Source organism: Bradyrhizobium sp. WSM1743, assembly GCF_000473065.1.
Lineage (GTDB): Bacteria > Pseudomonadota > Alphaproteobacteria > Rhizobiales > Xanthobacteraceae > Bradyrhizobium.
The window spans coordinates 1-18,264 of record NZ_AXAZ01000104.1; the positions used below are offsets into that span (position 1 = coordinate 1).

The following is an 18,264-nucleotide window of genomic DNA, read 5'->3' on the forward strand; positions in this document are numbered from 1 at the left end:
CACCGACGCAAGCCTCCATACCGATCAAGCACGGCGGCAGGTTGGCGAGCCGCGTTTCCACCTGGCCGCGTGACCACTTCTGCCGGAGCACGATGGCACCGCGGTGATCATGACCCACGAGGTGGAACGAGTTCTTGCCGATATCGATGCCGATCACGGCGATCGCTGCATTGAGCTTCCGAGACATGGTGTGCTCCTTGTCTTGAGCGCCCCTTGCCAGCTTCTCGCACTGGCAGGGCCGGAGCACGGCCGGACCATTCCATTAGCCGTCATGTTTCGTGCTTGGCGATTTGCAGCGCAGCATTTGAGCCTGCCCTGCGCACCACCACCGACCTTTGCTAGACTGTTTCGCCGTTCTCAATTTGCGATGAGGATCGAATGAGGCAGAGAGAGTTCAACAGACTTATCTGTGGCGCCAGCACGCTTCCGCCGTTCGTGCATTCCTAGCGTATAGCATTATTATCGCTCGCGAGCGCATTGAGCACAGACTGTGGTTCTCGTTTTGCTTGAAGCTGGAGCACCAGAATGATTCCTCGATCACGCAGATATCAGCCGGAATACGAACCAATCGCGAATAGATCACGTTTGGGCATGGCCCGTTTGGCCGCACTCACTCTCGGGGCGCTCCCGTCTATCGCGTTCGGCGCCGATAAGCCGGCGCTGAGCCCGGACACAGCAACACCGCTCGTAACGACTTCACGCATCTCTGCGACGGTCGAGTTCGGGCTGCCGGCTCTCGCTGCGGCGATCGAGCGGGATATTCCAAAGCGGCTTGCCACCATCGACGAACGCGTCAACTGCGTTCATCGTCGTGTTTTTATCTTCCGCGTCAACGCCAATTGCGACGTCTGGGGCTTCGTCGACCGGACTAGCCCGGTCTCGCTGTATGGCCGGGGCGACCGCGTCTTCGGAGCGGTCTCCATATATGGCGCCGCCGAAGGCCAAGGAGCCAATCGTTTCACGGCGCGCATTCGCGGCGACACCGAGGCGCGCGCGACGATCGAGGTTGAAGCGCGCCCCGAGCTGCGGAGGGATGGGTCGCTGCAGCTAAACATCAGCGACTCCTTCCACTGGAGCGAACATCCCTACCTTCACGTGCTCGGCCGCGAGTTTGACTTGGCGCCCTATGTCGAGCCCAACATCCGGACGCAACTTGGCCGCATTCGGTCGCGCGCGCTGGCGGCGGCGCGCGCACTCGACCTGCACGGCAAAACCGAGATGGCGTGGCGTCACGCGTTTGAACCCATCAAACTCGCGGAGGATCCACCGGCCTGGCTGCAGCTGACCCCGCAGAGCGCGGCTTTCGCCGGGGTCCGCGCCAACGCCAAGCTGTTGTGGGGATCGCTTGAACTTACCGGCTCCGCCGAAACCGTGATAGGGCAGCAGCCGCCGGCTGTCACGCCGACAGGACTGCCGCCGCTCGGCACTGCGGTGGCGGAGCCGGGAACTTTCGACGTCATTCTTCCCATCCGTATCAACTACGACACACTCAAGGACAAGATCAGCCAGGCGATGGCAGCCGCGCCAGCCCTGGACACTTCCGTGCGCGAGGTTCAGGTTTATCCGTCATCCGGTAAACTCGTGATCGGCCTGCGCCTGGCAAAGAGTTCGGACACCGATTCCAGCGCAGGCCAATGGACCTATCTCTCCGCCTCGCCAAAAGTCGATACTAACGCCAGGACCTTCAGTCTCGGCGAAATCGACCTGACAACTTCGTCAGACGACAGCCAGATTCGATCTGCCGTGCAACAGCTGGCGGCGCAACTGAAGAATGTCGCTAATCTCGACTACGGCATCTCCTATCAGAACCTGCTCATGGCGACGAACGAGCGCCTGACGCGCCCACTGAAGGATGGCTTTCGCATGGAGGGGCGCCTCGGCTCGGCAACGCTCGAGAAAGTGCAGTTGTTGAGCGAAGGAATCCTGATTGCTCTTCATGCCAGCGGCGGTCTGAAGATACTTTACGGCTTGTAAGCACGTGAGCTGGACCATGCGGTACTTTGATTTCGTCGGCCGCTGGCGGCGCAAACGGATGTCAAATGCGCTCGTCGCCGCAGCGATCTTTGGCCTGGCGCGGATAGCGTCGGCCCAGACGGCATTTTATGATGCGCCGGAATCATTGCTCGCTGGTGCGCCGGGCACCCTGGTGCGGCAGGAGCCGATGGACGGCGCTCCGCTCGGCGCCTCCACCTATCGCGTGCTCTATCGGTCGACGGGGCTGAACCGCCGGCCGGTCTTTGTGTCCGGCGTCGTTATCGTCCCGCAAGGTGCGCCCCCGCCCGGCGGTCGTGCGATCGTTGCTTGGGCGCATCCTACATCGGGCATCGTCCCGCGCTGCGCGCCGTCGCTGGCGATTTTTCTGTTTCAGCAGATCCAGGGCCTTCGCTCGATGATCGCCCGTGGCTTCGTCGTGGTGGCGACCGATTATCCGGGGCTCGGCACGCCGGGCCCGCATCCTTATCTGGTGGGTGAGAGCGAAGGTCGCGCCGTGATCGATATCGTGCGCGCCGCACGCTCCCTTCCCCGGGCAGGCGAGGGCAAGGACTTCATCGTGTGGGGACATTCGCAAGGCGGGCAAGCCGCGCTCTTCGCTGGGATGATGGCAAGTGTTTACGCCCCTGAGCTGAAGCTTCTCGGCGTCGCAGCGGCGGCGCCAGCGACGGATCTTGCGAAGCTGATGAGTGACGATATCAACTCGATCGGTGGCAAGAACATCACGGCGATGACGCTATGGTCGTGGCACCGGGTCTATGGAGCCGCCATCGACAATGTTGTCGATCCGCGCGCCATGCCTGCCATTGATAGGCTAGCGCAAGAATGCATCGAAGGGCCTTTCGACCTGATCGTCAGGCAAAGAACAGGGAGGCCGCTCGAGCAATATTTCCTGATGGTGCAAGATCCGACCAAGGCCGAACCTTGGCGCTCGCTTCTTGAACAGAACAGCACCGGTGTGCTCTCTCCTGAGATCCCCATCTTTCTGGCGCAGGGGACCAGCGACCAGATCATCCAGCCGGCGGTTACCCAGGCCTACATGGACAGGCTGTGCAAGGCGGGCAGCAAGGTCAGGATGATCATGCTGCCCGGTATCGGCCATGGACGCGCCGCACAAGCGAGCACGATGGCGGCGGTGAACTGGATGACTGACCGTTTCGCCCGGAAAACACCTCCGGACGACTGCGTCAAATAGGCCACGGTCGGTCACTACGCGAGCGAAGGTTGGTGGGCCCGGCAGAACTCGAACCAGCAACCAGACCTTATGCGCGGGAGGGGACAAGGCCCAAGCTGGCGGTGTATTCACACGTCGTGTTGCCAAACGCCATCGAGCAAGATCTGATTCCACCAACGCGGAAGACCTTTGGGCCAGTGGAGCTTGGTGAACATCTGATGGTGATCGAAACCTTGATCTTACCGTGAGAGATGCCGTGGTCGAAGCGCTCGAGCCAATTTGCTGTGCCGCATCAGTCCGGATTTGGCCCAGAACCGACGTGCCGTGGTCACCCGGCGATGTCCTGTTTCAGGTGGTAGAGCTGACATGACGGATTGATGAGTACGCGTCCTAGTCTATTGCCATTGCGGACATCACATCGCTCTTGGCGGTGGGACATCGATGAATCTGACTAAGAAACGGCCCTACTCCGACCCCAAAGCCGCGGCGCGCCAAGCTGTTAGAGCTCGCTGCGGGAATCATGCGTGCGTGCTGGCCGGCGTAGCCATCGCCTCCACCATCCGTACGCCTGGCCGGCCGCCGTCGAAACATTCGACGCCGTTCGCAGCCAGCGCCCGCATGATCTGGCGCACGGTCTCAACCGAGCTTGTCAGGTCCGCGGCGCCCTTGCCTTCCATAGCTGAAATGGTCGTCACGTTGACGCCCGCTGCTTTCGCCAATTCTGCCTGATTAAGCCCGGCAAGTGCTCGAGCCGCCTTGAGTTGATTCCCAGTGGAAAGCATTTCGGTTTAGCTCCTCAATGTTGGGGTTAGACGCGATTTCATATCGGGTTTGGCCTGTTGGCCCGGCCTCTCACCATGTTCACCCTTCCGAACCGATGGAAAAACGGGTCCAGCCAACAAACTCTTGCAACCAACCGTTACGGCAAGAATCCGCGCTGTAATCTCGCACTGAGCATTTCCATCGCGGCGGATGCCTACAGTGGCGAGGTTCGCTTTCCTCTCTTTTTTAGCCGGACCCCTGCCCCTCCCCCATTTTCCGGAATGAACTCCACGCCGGCCTTCTCGAGAGCCTTTTGGACCGCTTCTCGGACGTCCTCCGAAACGGCGGCACCATCATCGCTCTCGCGCTCCAGGCGCTTGATCGTCGGCAACGAGCGTCCTGCCGCCTCCGCCAGCTGCGTTTGGGACCAACCGAGCAGTCCACGGGCCGCTCTTATCTGTTCGATGGAAATCATCTCAGAAACCGCTTGACACTTTTTGGATCATGCATCATGATCCTTTTTGTATCACTCGACTGGCCCAAGAGCAATCCCGATGAGCAAAAACACCTTCCCGGTGAACGGCGGAGCCATGCCTTCAGCTACCCTGACTATCCGCAACCTGATCGACGAGGAATCCGGCGAAGTGAAGCTGTGGGTCCTCAAGGGCCTCGCTCCTCGCGAGGCAATGCGGACCTGGGGCGAGATCACACCGAGATCCCTGCGAGCGGCAGTCCGCACGGTGGCCGACACGATCCCCGAAATGCAGTGCGCTTGGCGCCAGCGTCACGGCCTGCCCGTCGCAACAACCCTCGTTATGCCCTACGGCACTGCCCGCGATGGCGTGCGCCGCTCGGCGTTCTGACAATGGCGCCGACGCTCACCCAGTTGCTAGCGGTCTCGAACCTGATCACGGCAGGCCAGAGCGCCGTGCATTCAGGGCGGCTTTCGGAGCGGCAGCAGGTGGCGCTCGCAGAGGCAATCGACCTCACAGGAAAAGCTTTCATTTCAGCTTCAAGCCGTCGCGTTGACGTGACGGCGCGCTCAGCAAGCCAGAAAGGAGGTGAAGCAATCTAGGCTTCCCCTACATCGCGACCGGCTGAGCGAGGGCGGACCACCGCTCGGTCAATCCATCAATCCTCAAATTCGAGAGAAGACATGAGCAACGCGGTAGCTGATGGCGCCCAAGGCGCCGGACAATTTTCAACATCTTTATCCCATCTGGAAAGCGGGCTCGACGCATGTCAGATCGGACGGTCCCAGCCAGAACTATCAGTTGGCTCAAACATTCCTGAGCCCGGAGCACAAATCACCAGGAGGTCAGTCATGAACATGGTCGTCAGCGCCGCCGCACTCTCCGTCTCAACACCGTTGGGGATGGAGGTCGATCCTATCTTTGCCGCGCTGGATGCGCATAAACGTGCTGTTGCGGCCTACAATGCACTCGTCCAACAGGAAGACAGCATCGAGAAGGCTATTCCGCCAGAGAAGCGTAGAACGCACTCCGCGGAGGAGATCATCGAAAATGATGATCCCCGATGGATAAGCTACCAGCGAAATCTTGACCGCTTGGCCGATGCTGAGATTGAGGCCGAATGCCAGCTTGCGTCGGTCGTCCCGACGAGCCTTAACGGGGTGATTGCGCTGCTGGAGTACTCCGTGGAGGTCGAAAAGGGGATTGGTTTCCGGCAGAGTTATTTCGACCTCGAGGACGACAAGCAGAAGATCGGCCGAAGCTGGTACTACTTCGCCAACCGTAACCTGATTCAATCGCTGAAAGAGCTCGCGGCGTAGGAACGGAAAGAAGCCATGAACATGATGCTGAAGGGCGCAGATTTGGCCAGCTCAACGCCAATAGCCGCGGATCGACGCAGGCCGATCAGCCCGCTTGATCTCGAGAGCGACATCTCAGAAATCGCGCAAATGGCGCGCATTGCGTCCCTGACGGTGTTTGAAGTCGTCGGGGATACGGAATTTCGCCGCAGCGGCGAGGACGGCCAAGTGTTCGAGGTCATCCAACATGAGCTAACACCAGACGGCGTTGCGCGGGCCTTGTTCGCTGTTGGGCACGTCGAGGACATGATCAGGGCTCTCCAAAAGAAGCTCAATCTCGACTGACGCGGTCGCTTCGGGGGCGAGCCACACCATATGACCAACCCACCGCGGCCCTTTTCCTGGATGCCCTCGGTCGTGGCTAGGTCGAAAGAAAGCTGAACTCCTCCCCAAGATGCTGAGCGGGCGCGTGTAATGGAGGCAAGAAGCACAAAGTAAGACCGCCTCCCCCTCGCGGCCTGGGCGTGGCCGGGGCGAGACGCCGAGGCATCGTGCGAAAAGTGACTCTGGGGCATCACCCGGCGCCTCATGTGGATCACAAGAGAGACCGAGGCAGGTCACGCCGAATCAAATGCTGTCCGCGCTGAATGAGAAATCCTGATGGCCAAGCGCGTCTACGCGCCGCCGCGATTCAGGATTCGGCTTCTCGACGCGCATTCCGCGCTTCCTGTCCAACAAATGGAGACAGTCATGATGAAGCAGTGCCGTCGATGTGAACAGAACCTCCCGCTATCGAGTTTCCGCGCTGGCAGCAGATCGCCGCGAATTTGTATCGCATGCCTTCAGCCGCTGATTACGGGTGAGGCGTCGTTCACAATGAACGCGACGGAGGCTGTGAACTTCATGGCGCGTTTAGAAGCCGGCGAGGCCATCCGCACTCTTGCAGGAGGCGGCGCTAGTTCAATTTGCTCGAAAGAGGCTTTTCTCAAACATTGCGAGCTCTATCCAGCGTGGGGCGCGAAAGCCCTTGCTCTCGCGAAAGCCAATAGCAAGTCGCGCATTCTTGAGGGCGTCTTCAAAAGGATGGTGGAAGGTCGTACCACCTGCAATAACGGCCATCCTTTGTCGGAAGCTAATATTGCCCGGATGCATGAGACAAGAAAGTGGGATCATCGCTGGTGCGAAACGTGCGTTCGTCGATGGCGGGGAGTTGGCCGATACCTCGCTGAAGACGCGGGTGTTATCGAGCCACCTCAGATCGAGGCTCCGCTAAGTCTGTCCAAAGGATCGCGCTTCGTTACTGCCGACGACGTCGAGCTAATCGAGGAGTGGCTGAACAAGGGGGTCTCGCTTCGAAAGCTCCTCAGCTACTACGATATCTGGAGGCTGAAGCTCTACCGCAAAAACAATCCGGCCTGGGAAGCGAAGTTCAAACCTGTCATCATCAGAAACTCAAAGCTTGCGGTCGCTATCGGTTCGAGGAAATTGCGGAAGACACACTGCAAATACGGCCACGAACTCACGGAGGAGAATACTCACATTAACGCGGTTAGTGGCTTTCGGGCGTGTGCGGCTTGCCATCGCGCCTTCAACGGCGCCCCCGTTACGCCGCAGATGATCCAGAATGTTGAGCGAGGCCTTCTGACTGGCATGAGCTTCACGGATCTCACGAGATCGGTCGGCGGAAGCAGGTCGATTATATCCGGCAAACAGTTGCGCAACCTTCGGATATCGCGTCCCGATATCAATGAACGTTTCGCTCTTGCAGCTAGAAATCCAGCCACTGTTCGAAGCTTTGCGAGCGCCGGCACTGTGGCGCCTTTCAAGGGTTCGCTGGCTTCAACGTCGGAAGACTTCGTGCGCAATGATATCGAGCTATATGTGCCGCGGGATGGCGATTACGAATGGCTATTCAGCCTCACCCCACGGTACTTGTCCAGAAATGCTCGGGACATAATCGTTAGCGACATCTTTCTAGAATTATCTGAGCGTCGCGTCGATCGCGCTGGCGTCCCGGCTTGCGCGAAGCGTATTATTGCTGCTTACAGCAAGGATAATCCCCTGAAGGCCTACGGCGACATTCGCACGCCACTGCCTCTTGACGCGCCAGCCTATCTCGACGGGACCATGTCGCGCGTCGAGATTGTTTCGGAAAGCCTCTGGGCGTGAACTGAATAGCCCGGAAGTGGAGGCCCGCCGGACCACATCTGGCGGGCCATGTGTGCAGAGTTAGCGCTGATGGCCTAAGCCAACTCCAAGGCTACGCGCCTTTTGCCTCAACGAGCCCTCGGATCGTTTCATCAGCTTAGAAAGTTTGGTCACTGGCGTGCGAGCTTTGGAATGTGCCCTGAGTAGCTTGACATCGTCCTTGGTGTACTCTTTGCGCTTGCTCTTGGTCTTCTTTGCCACTTGATGCTCTCCAACGTGATCGCGCGCGGGATTAAAGTGCTCATGCGAATCCGTCAAGCGGGATGATGTTCAAACGGCATTCAGATCGCAATTGATGGTTTGTGCCATGGGCAGCCCGTCCGGACTTCGATTTCCTGACGGAGTTTGGTTACATTTCGTGATTGAACTGCTTAACTCTGCCATCGACCAATACTCTATATTCACAAAACTGAGGCGTACGATGTCATCTTCAGAAGAAGACGATCGGCGCGAATTTTTAGGGGCTTGCGGCAGGTTCGCCTCCGTAACAACTCCGGCCATCACAGCGTTGCTTTCGACCTCACTTAGTAGCAGCGCAATTGCCAGCTCCGACGGCCGGCGCCGTGTATTCCTAGTCACTACCGCTGAGAACCGAAGGGAGGCATTGTGCAACATTACGCCGATCACGCCGCGGGCAGACCACCTTGCGAACGGCGCGGCGCTTTGGATTGCGGTGAAGTGATCAGGAACGCTCAGAAGTACATCAACATCGCAGCTCTAATCGCGCTCGCTGGTTGGCTTGGTCTCGGTTTCAAGATGGGTTGGTATTGATGGTGACGGTTTGCGGCCGAGCGGACGCTCGGGCGCTGACCCGATGAGGATGCCGATCTGACCTGATCCTAGCGCAGCTGCCGCAGCGCTTCTGGGGTCAGCTCGTATCGGCTTCCGATCTTGACGAGCAAGCCCGCCTCAACCATCCGTTTCGCCATTGCGGGCCCACACGACGGCTGAACGCCTCCCGGATGAAAGAGATCGCCGTCGCGTTCGATCGGGTAGCCGTACAGCTGTGCGTGTCGCAGCGGCTTTTGCATGGCTGGTGTAGGCGCTCCCATGGTCGGCTACGTCTTCCTACACGGCGCGATGCGGGCCCGAGCCTCAGCCGCGCGCCCTGCTGAACGTCAGCCTGATATTTACACGCGAGGCCTGTTTAAGCCTGGGCTGCGCAACAGCAACAGATCGCGCTCGAACAGCAAGCGACTAGGCCAGCGACCGAAGCGACTGCCGCGCAGCGGACCCGGCTCTATTGTCTCGTCCTGCAGCATGCCGCCGCGGCTGCGGGCGGACTAGACCACATCGGCCCCAGCCTGGAGGTTTTTCCGGATCGAAAAACGAGCTGGGACCGAGCGGCCTGCCGTGTCTGGTCGGCAAACGCCGGTTCATCCCAAAGGACATCCCGTTGTGCATCCAATTTTGTTAATCAGACGCAAGACGAAGGCCCAGCTCGGGCCGACGAAATCCCAGCTCGGGCCGACGAAGTGGGGCCTAGTGGGCAACCTGCGCCAATCGTTCTCTCCTTTCAGGGTAGCTAGTTCGGCGGCGCTTTGGACTCGTTATCGTCCGGGAACGTACGCGATTGCCGCGCCCGTCCCAGTACTTCACCCGCAGCCGACTTAACCGTCACCTCGTATTGGTAGACACCGGGGTTGCAAGGCCCGAACGTGCGAAGAGCGCCAGCCGGAAGGATGCCGTTCTTTGGCAGGGGAACTTCCTGGCCGCCGTATTCTTGATCAGCTTGGGTAAGCTGCACGAGGATGGAAGCCGCTCCTTGCGGAACGTCCTTAAGTCGGATTTCTGGATTATCGAAGAGGCTAACGCAGGGCCTTGAGCTTAGAAACGAGAAGCTCATTGTCATTCCTGTAGTAGCCTGCCGCGAAACCATGCCGTGCTGAGGCTGCTGTCGCGCGGCCGTTTGGGCCGCTGCCGAGGTGGCCCAGATCAGGACCAAACATGTAACTGAAATTGCTCTCATTGGCTTCGATAGCACAGGCCGAGAGACGAGTCTGATCTATTCTCGATCGGTCGCTCCCTCGAGGGCGGTCCGTCTTCTGATCTCGTCCTCGATTTCTTCAAGCACGTTGAGGATCTCGGGACCATCCATGTCCTCGACCGCGGCGCGCTTGTAGCGCTCCATGATCGTCAGTTCAGTCTCTGAGAAAGGTCCGGCGCCGTTTTGCACCATCATCTCCAGTCTGTACGAAGCGGGAGCATTCGGCTCTCCGTCACCGATAGATGCCGCGGACCGTGCGGTGATATAAAACGCTAGCACGTCGTAAACGACCTTGTCCAAAGCAAATCAAGCGGTTAATGACTCGCATTCCGGCTGCTTTCGGATAAGGATTGGGTGTCACAGTGCGGATCGAGGCTTTTGACTGTGATGAGAACGCCCGGTGCGCTCCCGCCTTCCTCTAGGAAAAGGAGCTTGCCATGCCGTCCCAGGGTCATCTTCAACAGGCAGCAACACTTGAGGAGCGTCTCATAAGAGAGGCGCAAACTCTACGAGAGGAGGCAAAGCTCCTGCCCGAGGGATTGCTCCGTGACGCTGCCTTGAGAAAGGCGCTACAGATCGATACGGCTGTGATCTGGGCAAACTCTCCGGGCGTGCGGCAGTCGAAGGGCAGCGATAGCGAGTGATATCCCCGCTTCTCAGCGCCGCCTGCTGAGTAGTCCTCGAGATCCGGGCCTGACGAACAGCTCAAGCAAAAGCGCCGCCCGCTTAAATAAAAGCGCAGGCGGCGGCTTACCAGCCCCGGGAGGGTGAGAGTAAAATCCCGATAAAGATTGGTCTCCACGGGACGCGCTGAAGTTCACCACGTCGGACAAGAACGAGACCTAAATTCAAGTTGGCGCTTGTAGTCCTGGCGAGGTCAACCACTTGTTGAGCTCTCCGGCAACATCGATCTGCCGGGCCTTTCGCAAGAGCTCGGTGCGGCGGATGCCAGGGGGCATCCCGCTGGCCTGTTGGCGCAAATTAATCGCCTCTTGCGCGAGACGGTACTCGAACGTCGATTGTTCCAGGATACGTCGGGGCGACATGCTTGGTGCTCCACTGTGGCGTTGAGCGGGAGCGCAAACTGCGTTCACACCACCGATAGATGCTACGGGCCGCTCGGTGGCCGTGGGACAGTGCGCCTTTATCTGCGACATAGCGAGCGCTTTGTTTCGTTTCCTCGCAACCTCTTTGCAAACTGCCCCGGCGGCCGCCGGCTGGATCACTCATCGTCGCTCGAGATCTTGTTAGAACGATCAACGCGATCCGCTCGAAATTCCGCAGGCCCTTCAAGCAGACGCTGCTTTCTCGTCGATTGCACCTTGGAGCTCGCGGAGGCGTCTGCTCTTTCATCTATCACAGTGCCAGCCAGGTGAAGAGCACGCTTTCGCTGGCGGCCCACTCGACGACCTTTGGCATCCTCTTTCGTCATTCTACTGGCCCTCTGAATCGGAGCTGTTCGGAACACACCGGCGCAGCCGTGAAACTTAGCAACCGCGACAAATATTCTTCAGCTTTGCGGCGGTTCGGGCTTCTTCCGCAAGGAATGGGTCCTTGTAGCCTGACGATGAATCGGTACCGGTCTCGGCGGGCTTCCTCGTTTTTGGAGGATACGCAGCGTCGTAACAGGAGAGGCGCGCGCTGGCGCTTTCGATCGCACGGCAGTTCGGGTCCGCGGCGAAAGCGGCTGGCGTGGCTGCACCGAATACTGATGCCAGGAAAAGCGCCGCCGTCCATGTCCGTGTTCGGGCCATCGTCATGCTGAACATCCCCTCTATTTAATTTTACTTGCCCAAGAGGGCCGCTCGCCGGCCCAGGCCGGAAGAGCATCCCATTCGGACCAGCGCATCCGGCGCTCCTCATCTCCGACCCTGACGAAAACAAAGGGCGCATCGTTCCGTCCTGTTTTCGAACCAACAAAAATTGCCGGGACCCCATAGGCATCCCTGATGATTGCTGTGTTTGCCATTTCTGTCTCCTGTCTCGGCTTGGGGCTGGGGTACTCGGCCGCGATTGAGGGAACCTACCGCTATAGAACGGCCACGACCGCGATCAGCAGTACAAGGAAGATCGGCACCAATATCGGTGGTACGAGCCACTCACGAATGTTGAATTTGCCGGGATCGGACATCTGACCGCCTTCTTTTGGATTGAGGCGGGAGCGCAATGCTCTCAGTCACCGATAGATGCCACGGATCGGGCGGTGATGGATGACACCCTAGGCTTAGATTGCGCGTAGCGATATCGAAAAATGCACACAGGAACCCGGCGAAATGGCTGTCAGCGGCCTAGTTCTGACGACGGCAGAACGGTGGGATGCATTGCGTCCCGTTCCCGCTGCAGGTCGCAGATCACGCCGGTAATACGTTCCACGGTGAGGGGATCGAAGGGGAAGGCTGCCAGCTGCCAGTAGTGCGCGATTGTCTCGTTTAGCTCTTTGCACTTTTCACACATCGGCTCACCGCTGAACTTAAGGCGGGAGCACACGGGCTCTCAGTCACCGATAACAGCAGAGGATCGGGCGGTGATGTTGGCCAACGGCTGCCGGTCCTTTCAGTTCCTAACCGAGAGGCCAACCGGCGCGGACTGTGGATGCACGCAAACGTTGCGGTCAGCACGTCCATCATGCGACGTCCGGTCGCCCTGAGCCGACATGGCGGTAGCCCATTCGTTGTCGGTTCGGTCGCCAACAGGCGACAAGCGTCGTGAAAGAAGACGCGGTCATTGTGACTTGGCGTCCGAGCAACTCTGATGCAGACCAGCGCGGGCCAACTTGGAAGAGCCCGCCTGAGGTGGCTAGTACTCGTTCTTGTCGCTGTGATGAAGATTAAAAGCTCGATCGTACCTGTCGCGGGCTTCGGTACCAACGCTGTATCGGCCGGGCCACCATGAATGTGGTGGATTGTAGTTGTCGTTCTCAGCGTCTTCCTTGGCTTTTCTGCTTAACTTCTCGGGCGTCCAAAGCGACATTGATTTATCTTTACTCATGTTGCTCCTCCAAGTGTGCTGCGGCCTATCGCACCGGCAGCAATTTGCAACGAAGTGCCAATCGCCCAACAGCATCCCACCAGAACTCTGAATCCATCGTGCCCTGTCTCATCGAGGACAATCATGCTGACGGACAGAAAAACAGCAATCGCGGCAAAGAAAGTTCCGGCCGCGCTGGCGAGCGTCGCCGCGTCGGTGCCGAGGCTCCATTCTTCCGGTCGTGGGAAGTTTACTTTCTGCGCAAGACGGTAAGGCAGATCGATGCCCACGTAGAAGCCAAAGGCCCCGTAAAGCATCATCAACAAGACCATCCATTCGTTTCGAAACAACTCGGTCTGCATGCGCATCAGTCCTATGGCCACGTACAAGCCGCCTGCGCCCCCCACCATGGCAAGTCCGGTCCGTTCAAAGATGTGAGCCACCTTAATGAGAGCGGAGCGGGCGAGCCACGTGGTGAGGGTGACGTAAGCGTATTTCGCCCACTTTTTCTCTCCGGGTGACAAAGCGCTAAGAACAACTGCAATGCTCATTGTCACGGTATTCTCCCTTCTTGCTCCGAATTGCTCGCCGAACGCACGCGGGCACTGCCGGAGCGCATCGTGATGCAGTTGGAACATCAATTTTCGGATTCATGTGTGCCTACCGACGGCACTGGGCTGCTATTTGGTCAAAGCGGAGACTTCGGTGGGTCGCCGTTTTTGAGGCAGCTCTCGAGCAATCCGCTCGGCCGGCCAGCACGGTACGCCGTTTTCCTTCCGGCACCTAATGAATAACTTCGGCTTCGGGGAAACTCTCCGGCGATGTCCACGGACCGGTATTGAAAATGGCAGGACGTCAATTTGACGCCAACCTCTCGCGGAACATGGCGAATTTCAGGCCTGAAGCTCCGGATCAAGACGCTGCTTCCTGCCACAATAAGAACAAGACTGCTGGAATGGGCCTGAGCCGCGATTTGTAACTGCAAGATTTGCCGCTACACCTGCGCAATATAATCTGGGGTGTCTGTTAACGCGGCGGCCGCACGGTACGGGAATCGATTCGTCGGGCAGCGGGTTAGATCGGTATGCGCATCGGCGAACACATGGGTGGGTTCGCTAACCCCCGGTCTTTGGTCTCGGCTTGCGCAAGTCATCCGCCGTTCGCCCGGGCGCCGTGAAGCGAGAACTCAATAAGCGGCGCTCGGTCGAGAGCCTGCCAATGTGGCCCGCCTTCGGCCAAAGGCTGACCTGAGTTCTGCGAGTGAGACGTTCCACGTTAGCTCTAGCGCGACGCACGGACCTTTGCCCGTTCCCGCTCGACTTCCTCTGCGTCCTTTTCGTCGACCGTCATGAGCGAGTTCCTGGCTTCGCCATGAACCTTCAATAGCTCGTCCAGCTTGGCGTGAATGGCCTGCGTGTCGCGATTTTCGGCGCGCTGGATCAACAGGGTCATTCCCCAAGTTGCGAGCGTAGCCAGTGAATGCCACTCCAGTCCGTTGCCGAAGCTGATCCAGAGCGCACCGTAAACCATAAAAACCACGAACGCCGCCGGACGCGCGACCAATACGCCGATGTTCGTCAACCAGCCTCGAACTTGCTTCAGGGCCATGACGGTAAACGTCGCGCTTATTGTGAGAGTTCCTTTATAGCTCGCGCGCCATCGCTGGATGGCTACGGTTTTTCACCTTGATCCAGAACTTCTGTCGGCCGCCGCGGTATGGCCGATCGCGATGCTTCGAGACAAGCCCCTCGAGGCCCATGCGGCAGGCGGCCCGGAATAGATAGGGGCCGATCTCCCAGCGCTCGAGTGGTGCAACGGTGATGCCGTCCGGCCGGCGCACCAGAAGCCTCTCCAGGTTCATCTTGCGCAGGTGCAATGGGAGGGAGCGCAGATCGTCACCGCCCAATGCGAGGATGTCGAAGGCGTAAAGCTGGACCTCACCGTCGTACTTGCGCGAGTGCAGCGCGTTGAAGTCGGAGATGCCGTCGACGCCGAGGATCACGGCCTCGCCGTCTATGACGAAATGCTTCTGCCGGTTCTTCAGCGCCGCCTCGGCAATCCAGGGATAGCGCCTCGTCCAGTCGCTGCCGTTGCGCGAGAGCAGGCGCACGCTCTTGTCCTCCCGGACGACCAGCATCCGGTAGCCGTCGTGCTTTACCTCATGAATCCAGTCCGGTCCTGACGGGACCTGCCTGCCGGCCGTTGCCAGGCAGAGCTCGTACGCCATACGCATGGGCCGAAGATAAGTTTTTCCGCGGCGTTTACGAGCCAGGAACAAGTGGCAATCTGGCGAATTTCTTCCTTGCTCCGGCGTCCCCAACGCCCCCCTGATCCGGAGCAGACCCCAACGGCCTCAGGCCCAGCTGAGGCCGCTTTCATAAGCTGCTGGGGGATCACGTGGCTGATGCCGTTCTCCGACGGAGAACAGATTGTGACTATAATCGGCCCTGTTTTGTTCGCTCTGCGTGTATTCATAGGCGGAACACCCAGAAGTAAAGCTCTTCGAAATCTGAGTGTCCTAATTCCTCGACTGCCGAACAAAATTGGCCTCAGCTCCTAGCGGCAATGGAGCGCTGGAGCTGGGGCCGTCGAGGTTGCCTGGGGGAAAAGGCATGGGGAAAACTCGGCAATCGGCAAAGCGTTCCCAGCCTGCCGTCTCGCGAACTCTCAGCGATCCTTATTTAGGCTTCCCGTTGGGGCTGCCGTCACCGCCGCCATTTTCGGCTGCGCTCCCCGTTCGGCATGGCGCGACGCCGACTATGAGGGCGCTGGGACCGTTGTGCCGGCAGCCGAACAATGGAGATGCTGCGCGCTGGTTCCTAGGACATGCAATCCTTGCCTGCTGTCAGTAGCCGCACATAGGTCCCGCTCTCGTGCAGCTCGAGCCAGCCGCGCTCGACCGCATACTTGATGCCTGCGCCGAACTCGCTCCCAGTGGCCTGAAGGGTGTAGAGAAACGGCGCGTTGATCTTTTCAATGTGGATGCGGCCGTCCTGTACCGGCTCGATGCTGGCGGCGAGTTCGACCAGTTTGCGCGCGGCGATTTCCGGGAGGGCATAGGGGCGTTCGGCGGTGAGTCTCATCTGAAACCCATAGCGGGGACCGCAGGTTTATTCCAGTTGAAGTCCGGCCGGATATCAGCGCCGCGACTGCCACATGCTTTGCAAATGAACCGCGACTCAAGGTCTGATGGCCGCACGTCATCAGGCCAGCAATCCGCGCTCAGGGCAACACTATGGCCGCAGCGATAGTCGGCGCAGTAGACCAGCACGCCGCGTACGTCCATCGCGCGCATCTGGCCGAAGGTGATCTTTTGAGGTCGCATACCGCTATCAAAGCCGCATCGTAAGCACCTCGCAAATTATCAATCCCTTGGGCCTCATCCTTCGCGCGCGCTACTGCGCCTCGTGGGTGTGGAGATGCTGCAGCGCCGGATAGACTCATCCCCGGTAATGCCCGGATGCTGCGACGGGGGCGACATTTTCTGAAAACGAGCCGCCGCCGAGCCGAGGCTTGACGCCGCAGAGCGCGTCGGTGGACGAGAGGCCCTCCGGTTCACGCTGGGGGGCTTCTCTATTGCGGCTTTCTCCGGTGACCAGTTTAATGGTCTCGATTATTGGGAGGTCGCAATGCAAAAAATGATTACGGTGGTCGCAATTACTGCCGTTCTCGCACTTGCAGCATGTGGCAGAGAACCCGGGCCGAAAGGTGACCCTGGACCGCAAGGCCCGGCCGGCCCGCAAGGCGCCCAAGGTATTCAGGGCGTTCCTGGTCCTCAGGGAGCAGCTGGTGCGCAAGGCCCTCAGGGCCCGCAAGGACCGAAAGGCGACAAGGGGGACAAGGGCGACCCCAATATTCGCGCGGTGCAGGCCGATGGCGCCGTGAATTGCGATGGCAGCGAAACACTGGTCTCCGTGTTTTGTCCAAGTGGAGGAACCGCGGACGGCGCGAAGTGTGGGACCTCACCGACCGTCGGGCTTTGCATGAAAAAGTGAAATCCTTCGAATCATACAAGTCCCCGCGGTCGGCGATGTCGATCGCATCTACGGTTTAACTACCCGCTGGGCGTGGCACCGCCTTTTCTCTTAGTCATCCTCCTGGATGGGCTCTGCGCTGAGGTACTTTAAGAACGCTGGAGCGAGCAGCTTACTCCCGAGCAGAACGAAAACGTCTACAGCCGCGACGAGCAATTTGACGTCCAGCCCCTTGGCTGAGGCCGCGACGAGGAACGAAAAGGCGACCAGGTAAAATATCGTCACTAGGAGTAAGATCAGCCCAAGAAAGCCGAGATCCAGCGCTTCGCTCTCGTCTTCGGCGTGATAGGCGCTGTACCAGAAAAACAAGACGATCAAGCCAATCGTAATGACGAATGCCGCCCCAAGCCCTATTCCGAACCACTGCCAAGCTTCCCGAGGCAAGGCCTCGGCTTCCAACGTCAGCATGTCACGCCCCCACTACCAGATATCAATTCGGAATAAAGATGCTCACCGAAAGTCTGTCGCACTTGACGCCAGACGCAATCGGGTAGACCTACCGTGCTTGCTGTTTATCTAGAGCTTTGAGGGCCATTGCAAAGGCCGCGTCAAACAGGCCGCGGTATTGGCTCGCATTGACGTTGGATATGTGGGCCGTGTCGCGAAAATTGGCTTGTCCATGCCGAACGAGATAGCAGTAACCTTGCTCACAGACCACGGACTGGGGATCCACGGTAATCAGCCGAGGGCTATCTCGATACCTACTTAGGAGTTGGGCAAGCTCCTGTCGTAGTCTGCTGTTTGTTAGGCTCGGATTGGCCTCGACCTTCCACTCTGGGATTGCCCTGCCGGCGCGCAATTGGTTTTCGAGCCACTTCTGTGGCACGTCGAAGCCGACGTTTAGCAGCGGCGTGATCAGAATGACGGCCTTGCCAGAGGAAAGAAGCCGATCGACCAGAACCGAGATCTCCGTTGCATTAGACCAGTTGCTGGCAAGGACAATAATATCTGGTCCCGCGTGGCCAAGCACGAAATCGAGTGTGGTTCGGTTGAACTCACGACAGGCCGACTGATCCGCCGAGTTCGATACCAAATCATCGACAAAGGCTCTGCATGCGCTCTGGGTCGCTATCAACCCGTGGATTCCGCTGGCAAGCGTCGCCGACGAAATCGGCTCGAGATACTGGTGTCATTCGGCTTGCAATATTGACCCCCTAAGCCGGGGGATCGGCGTCCAAAATTGACCCCCTACAGATAGGTCTGTTGCGCTGCCTGCTTTGGAATGAAGCAGGTGGTTGGGGATGCTGGTCGTGGAGACGATTGGGCGGATACGGCGCGAGCACTTCATCAAGGGTAAGACGATCAAGGAGATCGCCCGCGACCTGAAGGTGTCTCGGAACACGGTTCGGAAGGTGCTGAGGTCGGGAGA

20 protein-coding genes and 1 pseudogene are annotated in these 18,264 nt (G+C 59.0%); 8 read left to right on the plus strand and 13 right to left on the minus strand.

Annotation, left to right across the window (positions count from 1 at the left end; translation table 11 throughout):
• Positions 1–187, minus strand: a pseudogene (locus YU9_RS43615) (IS110 family transposase); the annotation flags it as partial.
• A 404-nt stretch (positions 188–591) separates the two neighbouring features.
• Here YU9_RS43615 and YU9_RS0136015 point away from each other — a divergent pair.
• A complete protein-coding gene (locus YU9_RS0136015; RefSeq protein WP_051380637.1) occupies positions 592–1,974 on the plus strand; it encodes a DUF4403 family protein in 1,383 nt (460 codons plus the stop codon).
• Between the two features lie 16 nt (positions 1,975–1,990).
• Positions 1,991–3,187 carry an alpha/beta fold hydrolase gene (locus YU9_RS0136020; RefSeq protein ID WP_036019014.1) on the plus strand — a complete coding sequence of 399 codons (1,197 nt, stop codon included), beginning with the start codon at positions 1,991–1,993 and terminating at the stop codon, positions 3,185–3,187.
• Between the two features lie 497 nt (positions 3,188–3,684).
• On the opposite strand, the gene YU9_RS46775 is transcribed toward YU9_RS0136020, so the two are convergent.
• Together YU9_RS46775 and YU9_RS0136030 are read right to left on the minus strand one after the other, a co-directional pair.
• Positions 3,685–3,948, minus strand: coding sequence for a helix-turn-helix transcriptional regulator (locus YU9_RS46775; protein ID WP_084299187.1), 264 nt, complete (start codon positions 3,946–3,948; stop codon positions 3,685–3,687).
• A gap of 194 nt (positions 3,949–4,142) precedes the next feature.
• On the minus strand, positions 4,143–4,403 hold the full coding sequence (locus tag YU9_RS0136030) for a helix-turn-helix transcriptional regulator (RefSeq protein ID WP_027577083.1): 261 nt from the start codon (positions 4,401–4,403) through the stop codon (positions 4,143–4,145).
• A gap of 79 nt (positions 4,404–4,482) precedes the next feature.
• Here YU9_RS0136030 and YU9_RS0136035 point away from each other — a divergent pair, with 79 nt between their 5' ends.
• From YU9_RS0136035 to YU9_RS0136055, 5 genes are all read left to right on the plus strand, one after another.
• Positions 4,483–4,791, plus strand: coding sequence for a hypothetical protein (locus YU9_RS0136035; protein ID WP_027577084.1), 309 nt, complete (start codon positions 4,483–4,485; stop codon positions 4,789–4,791).
• Between the two features lie 2 nt (positions 4,792–4,793).
• Positions 4,794–5,003 carry a hypothetical protein gene (locus YU9_RS0136040; protein WP_027577085.1) on the plus strand — a complete coding sequence of 70 codons (210 nt, stop codon included), beginning with the start codon at positions 4,794–4,796 and terminating at the stop codon, positions 5,001–5,003.
• A gap of 249 nt (positions 5,004–5,252) precedes the next feature.
• The gene (locus tag YU9_RS0136045) at positions 5,253–5,720 is read left to right on the plus strand and encodes a hypothetical protein (RefSeq protein WP_027577086.1); all 468 of its coding nucleotides are present in this window, start codon (positions 5,253–5,255) and stop codon (positions 5,718–5,720) included.
• Between the two features lie 15 nt (positions 5,721–5,735).
• The gene (locus YU9_RS0136050; RefSeq protein ID WP_027577087.1) at positions 5,736–6,044 is read left to right on the plus strand and encodes a hypothetical protein; all 309 of its coding nucleotides are present in this window, start codon (positions 5,736–5,738) and stop codon (positions 6,042–6,044) included.
• A gap of 315 nt (positions 6,045–6,359) precedes the next feature.
• Positions 6,360–7,868: a hypothetical protein gene (locus YU9_RS0136055; RefSeq protein ID WP_027577088.1), complete on the plus strand. Its 1,509-nt coding sequence runs from the start codon at positions 6,360–6,362 to the stop codon at positions 7,866–7,868.
• 878 nt (positions 7,869–8,746) lie between these two features.
• Here the strand turns inward: YU9_RS0136055 and YU9_RS0136060 are convergent.
• The 10 genes from YU9_RS0136060 to YU9_RS0136120 form a co-directional block, all read right to left on the minus strand.
• Complete coding sequence (locus YU9_RS0136060; RefSeq protein WP_245266682.1) at positions 8,747–8,938, minus strand: hypothetical protein; 192 nt, start codon at positions 8,936–8,938, stop codon at positions 8,747–8,749.
• A 974-nt stretch (positions 8,939–9,912) separates the two neighbouring features.
• Positions 9,913–10,194 carry a hypothetical protein gene (locus YU9_RS0136070; RefSeq protein ID WP_027577090.1) on the minus strand — a complete coding sequence of 94 codons (282 nt, stop codon included), beginning with the start codon at positions 10,192–10,194 and terminating at the stop codon, positions 9,913–9,915.
• A gap of 1,474 nt (positions 10,195–11,668) precedes the next feature.
• Positions 11,669–11,863, minus strand: a complete 195-nt coding sequence (locus YU9_RS46795; RefSeq protein ID WP_084299190.1) for a hypothetical protein — start codon at positions 11,861–11,863, stop codon at positions 11,669–11,671.
• Between the two features lie 827 nt (positions 11,864–12,690).
• Entirely contained in the window at positions 12,691–12,882 is a 192-nt protein-coding gene (locus YU9_RS48470) for a hypothetical protein (protein WP_156952324.1), read from the minus strand.
• Positions 12,879–13,412 carry a hypothetical protein gene (locus YU9_RS0136090; RefSeq protein WP_245266684.1) on the minus strand — a complete coding sequence of 178 codons (534 nt, stop codon included), beginning with the start codon at positions 13,410–13,412 and terminating at the stop codon, positions 12,879–12,881. The genes YU9_RS48470 and YU9_RS0136090 overlap by 4 nt, the downstream gene beginning before the upstream one ends.
• A gap of 730 nt (positions 13,413–14,142) precedes the next feature.
• Complete coding sequence (locus YU9_RS0136095; protein WP_027577093.1) at positions 14,143–14,469, minus strand: low affinity iron permease family protein; 327 nt, start codon at positions 14,467–14,469, stop codon at positions 14,143–14,145.
• 34 nt (positions 14,470–14,503) lie between these two features.
• A complete protein-coding gene (locus YU9_RS0136100; RefSeq protein ID WP_371259246.1) occupies positions 14,504–15,088 on the minus strand; it encodes an RNA ligase family protein in 585 nt (194 codons plus the stop codon).
• Positions 15,089–15,680: 592 nt separating this feature from the next.
• Entirely contained in the window at positions 15,681–15,944 is a 264-nt protein-coding gene (locus tag YU9_RS0136105) for a hypothetical protein (RefSeq protein ID WP_027577095.1), read from the minus strand.
• A 1,002-nt stretch (positions 15,945–16,946) separates the two neighbouring features.
• On the minus strand, positions 16,947–17,303 hold the full coding sequence (locus YU9_RS0136115; protein ID WP_051380638.1) for a hypothetical protein: 357 nt from the start codon (positions 17,301–17,303) through the stop codon (positions 16,947–16,949).
• A gap of 88 nt (positions 17,304–17,391) precedes the next feature.
• On the minus strand, positions 17,392–18,006 hold the full coding sequence (locus YU9_RS0136120) for an SGNH hydrolase domain-containing protein (RefSeq protein WP_256375938.1): 615 nt from the start codon (positions 18,004–18,006) through the stop codon (positions 17,392–17,394).
• Positions 18,007–18,136: 130 nt separating this feature from the next.
• On the opposite strand from YU9_RS0136120, the gene YU9_RS48475 reads away from it, so the two are divergent.
• Positions 18,137–18,264 (plus strand): helix-turn-helix domain-containing protein (locus YU9_RS48475; RefSeq protein ID WP_156952325.1); only part of this gene is annotated, 128 nt, incomplete at its 3' end.

Excerpts from the sequence above, each read along its gene's own strand:
- YU9_RS0136045 (WP_027577086.1), top strand. The coding sequence starts at position 5,253 with ATGAACATGGTCGTCAGCGCCGCCGCACTCTCCGTCTCAACACCGTTG.
- YU9_RS48470 (WP_156952324.1), bottom strand. The coding sequence starts at position 12,882 with ATGAGTAAAGATAAATCAATGTCGCTTTGGACGCCCGAGAAGTTAAGC.
- YU9_RS0136035 (WP_027577084.1), top strand. The coding sequence starts at position 4,483 with ATGAGCAAAAACACCTTCCCGGTGAACGGCGGAGCCATGCCTTCAGCT.
- YU9_RS0136060 (WP_245266682.1), bottom strand. The coding sequence starts at position 8,938 with ATGCAAAAGCCGCTGCGACACGCACAGCTGTACGGCTACCCGATCGAA.
- YU9_RS0136090 (WP_245266684.1), bottom strand. The coding sequence starts at position 13,412 with ATGAGCATTGCAGTTGTTCTTAGCGCTTTGTCACCCGGAGAGAAAAAG.
- YU9_RS0136095 (WP_027577093.1), bottom strand. The coding sequence starts at position 14,469 with ATGGCCCTGAAGCAAGTTCGAGGCTGGTTGACGAACATCGGCGTATTG.
- YU9_RS0136040 (WP_027577085.1), top strand. The coding sequence starts at position 4,794 with ATGGCGCCGACGCTCACCCAGTTGCTAGCGGTCTCGAACCTGATCACG.
- YU9_RS46795 (WP_084299190.1), bottom strand. The coding sequence starts at position 11,863 with ATGGCAAACACAGCAATCATCAGGGATGCCTATGGGGTCCCGGCAATT.
- YU9_RS0136055 (WP_027577088.1), top strand. The coding sequence starts at position 6,360 with ATGGCCAAGCGCGTCTACGCGCCGCCGCGATTCAGGATTCGGCTTCTC.
- YU9_RS0136115 (WP_051380638.1), bottom strand. The coding sequence starts at position 17,303 with ATGCTGACGTTGGAAGCCGAGGCCTTGCCTCGGGAAGCTTGGCAGTGG.
- YU9_RS0136015 (WP_051380637.1), top strand. The coding sequence starts at position 592 with ATGGCCCGTTTGGCCGCACTCACTCTCGGGGCGCTCCCGTCTATCGCG.
- YU9_RS0136020 (WP_036019014.1), top strand. The coding sequence starts at position 1,991 with ATGCGGTACTTTGATTTCGTCGGCCGCTGGCGGCGCAAACGGATGTCA.
- YU9_RS0136030 (WP_027577083.1), bottom strand. The coding sequence starts at position 4,403 with ATGATTTCCATCGAACAGATAAGAGCGGCCCGTGGACTGCTCGGTTGG.
- YU9_RS0136105 (WP_027577095.1), bottom strand. The coding sequence starts at position 15,944 with ATGAGACTCACCGCCGAACGCCCCTATGCCCTCCCGGAAATCGCCGCG.
- YU9_RS0136100 (WP_371259246.1), bottom strand. The coding sequence starts at position 15,088 with ATGGCGTACGAGCTCTGCCTGGCAACGGCCGGCAGGCAGGTCCCGTCA.
- YU9_RS0136050 (WP_027577087.1), top strand. The coding sequence starts at position 5,736 with ATGAACATGATGCTGAAGGGCGCAGATTTGGCCAGCTCAACGCCAATA.
- YU9_RS46775 (WP_084299187.1), bottom strand. The coding sequence starts at position 3,948 with ATGCTTTCCACTGGGAATCAACTCAAGGCGGCTCGAGCACTTGCCGGG.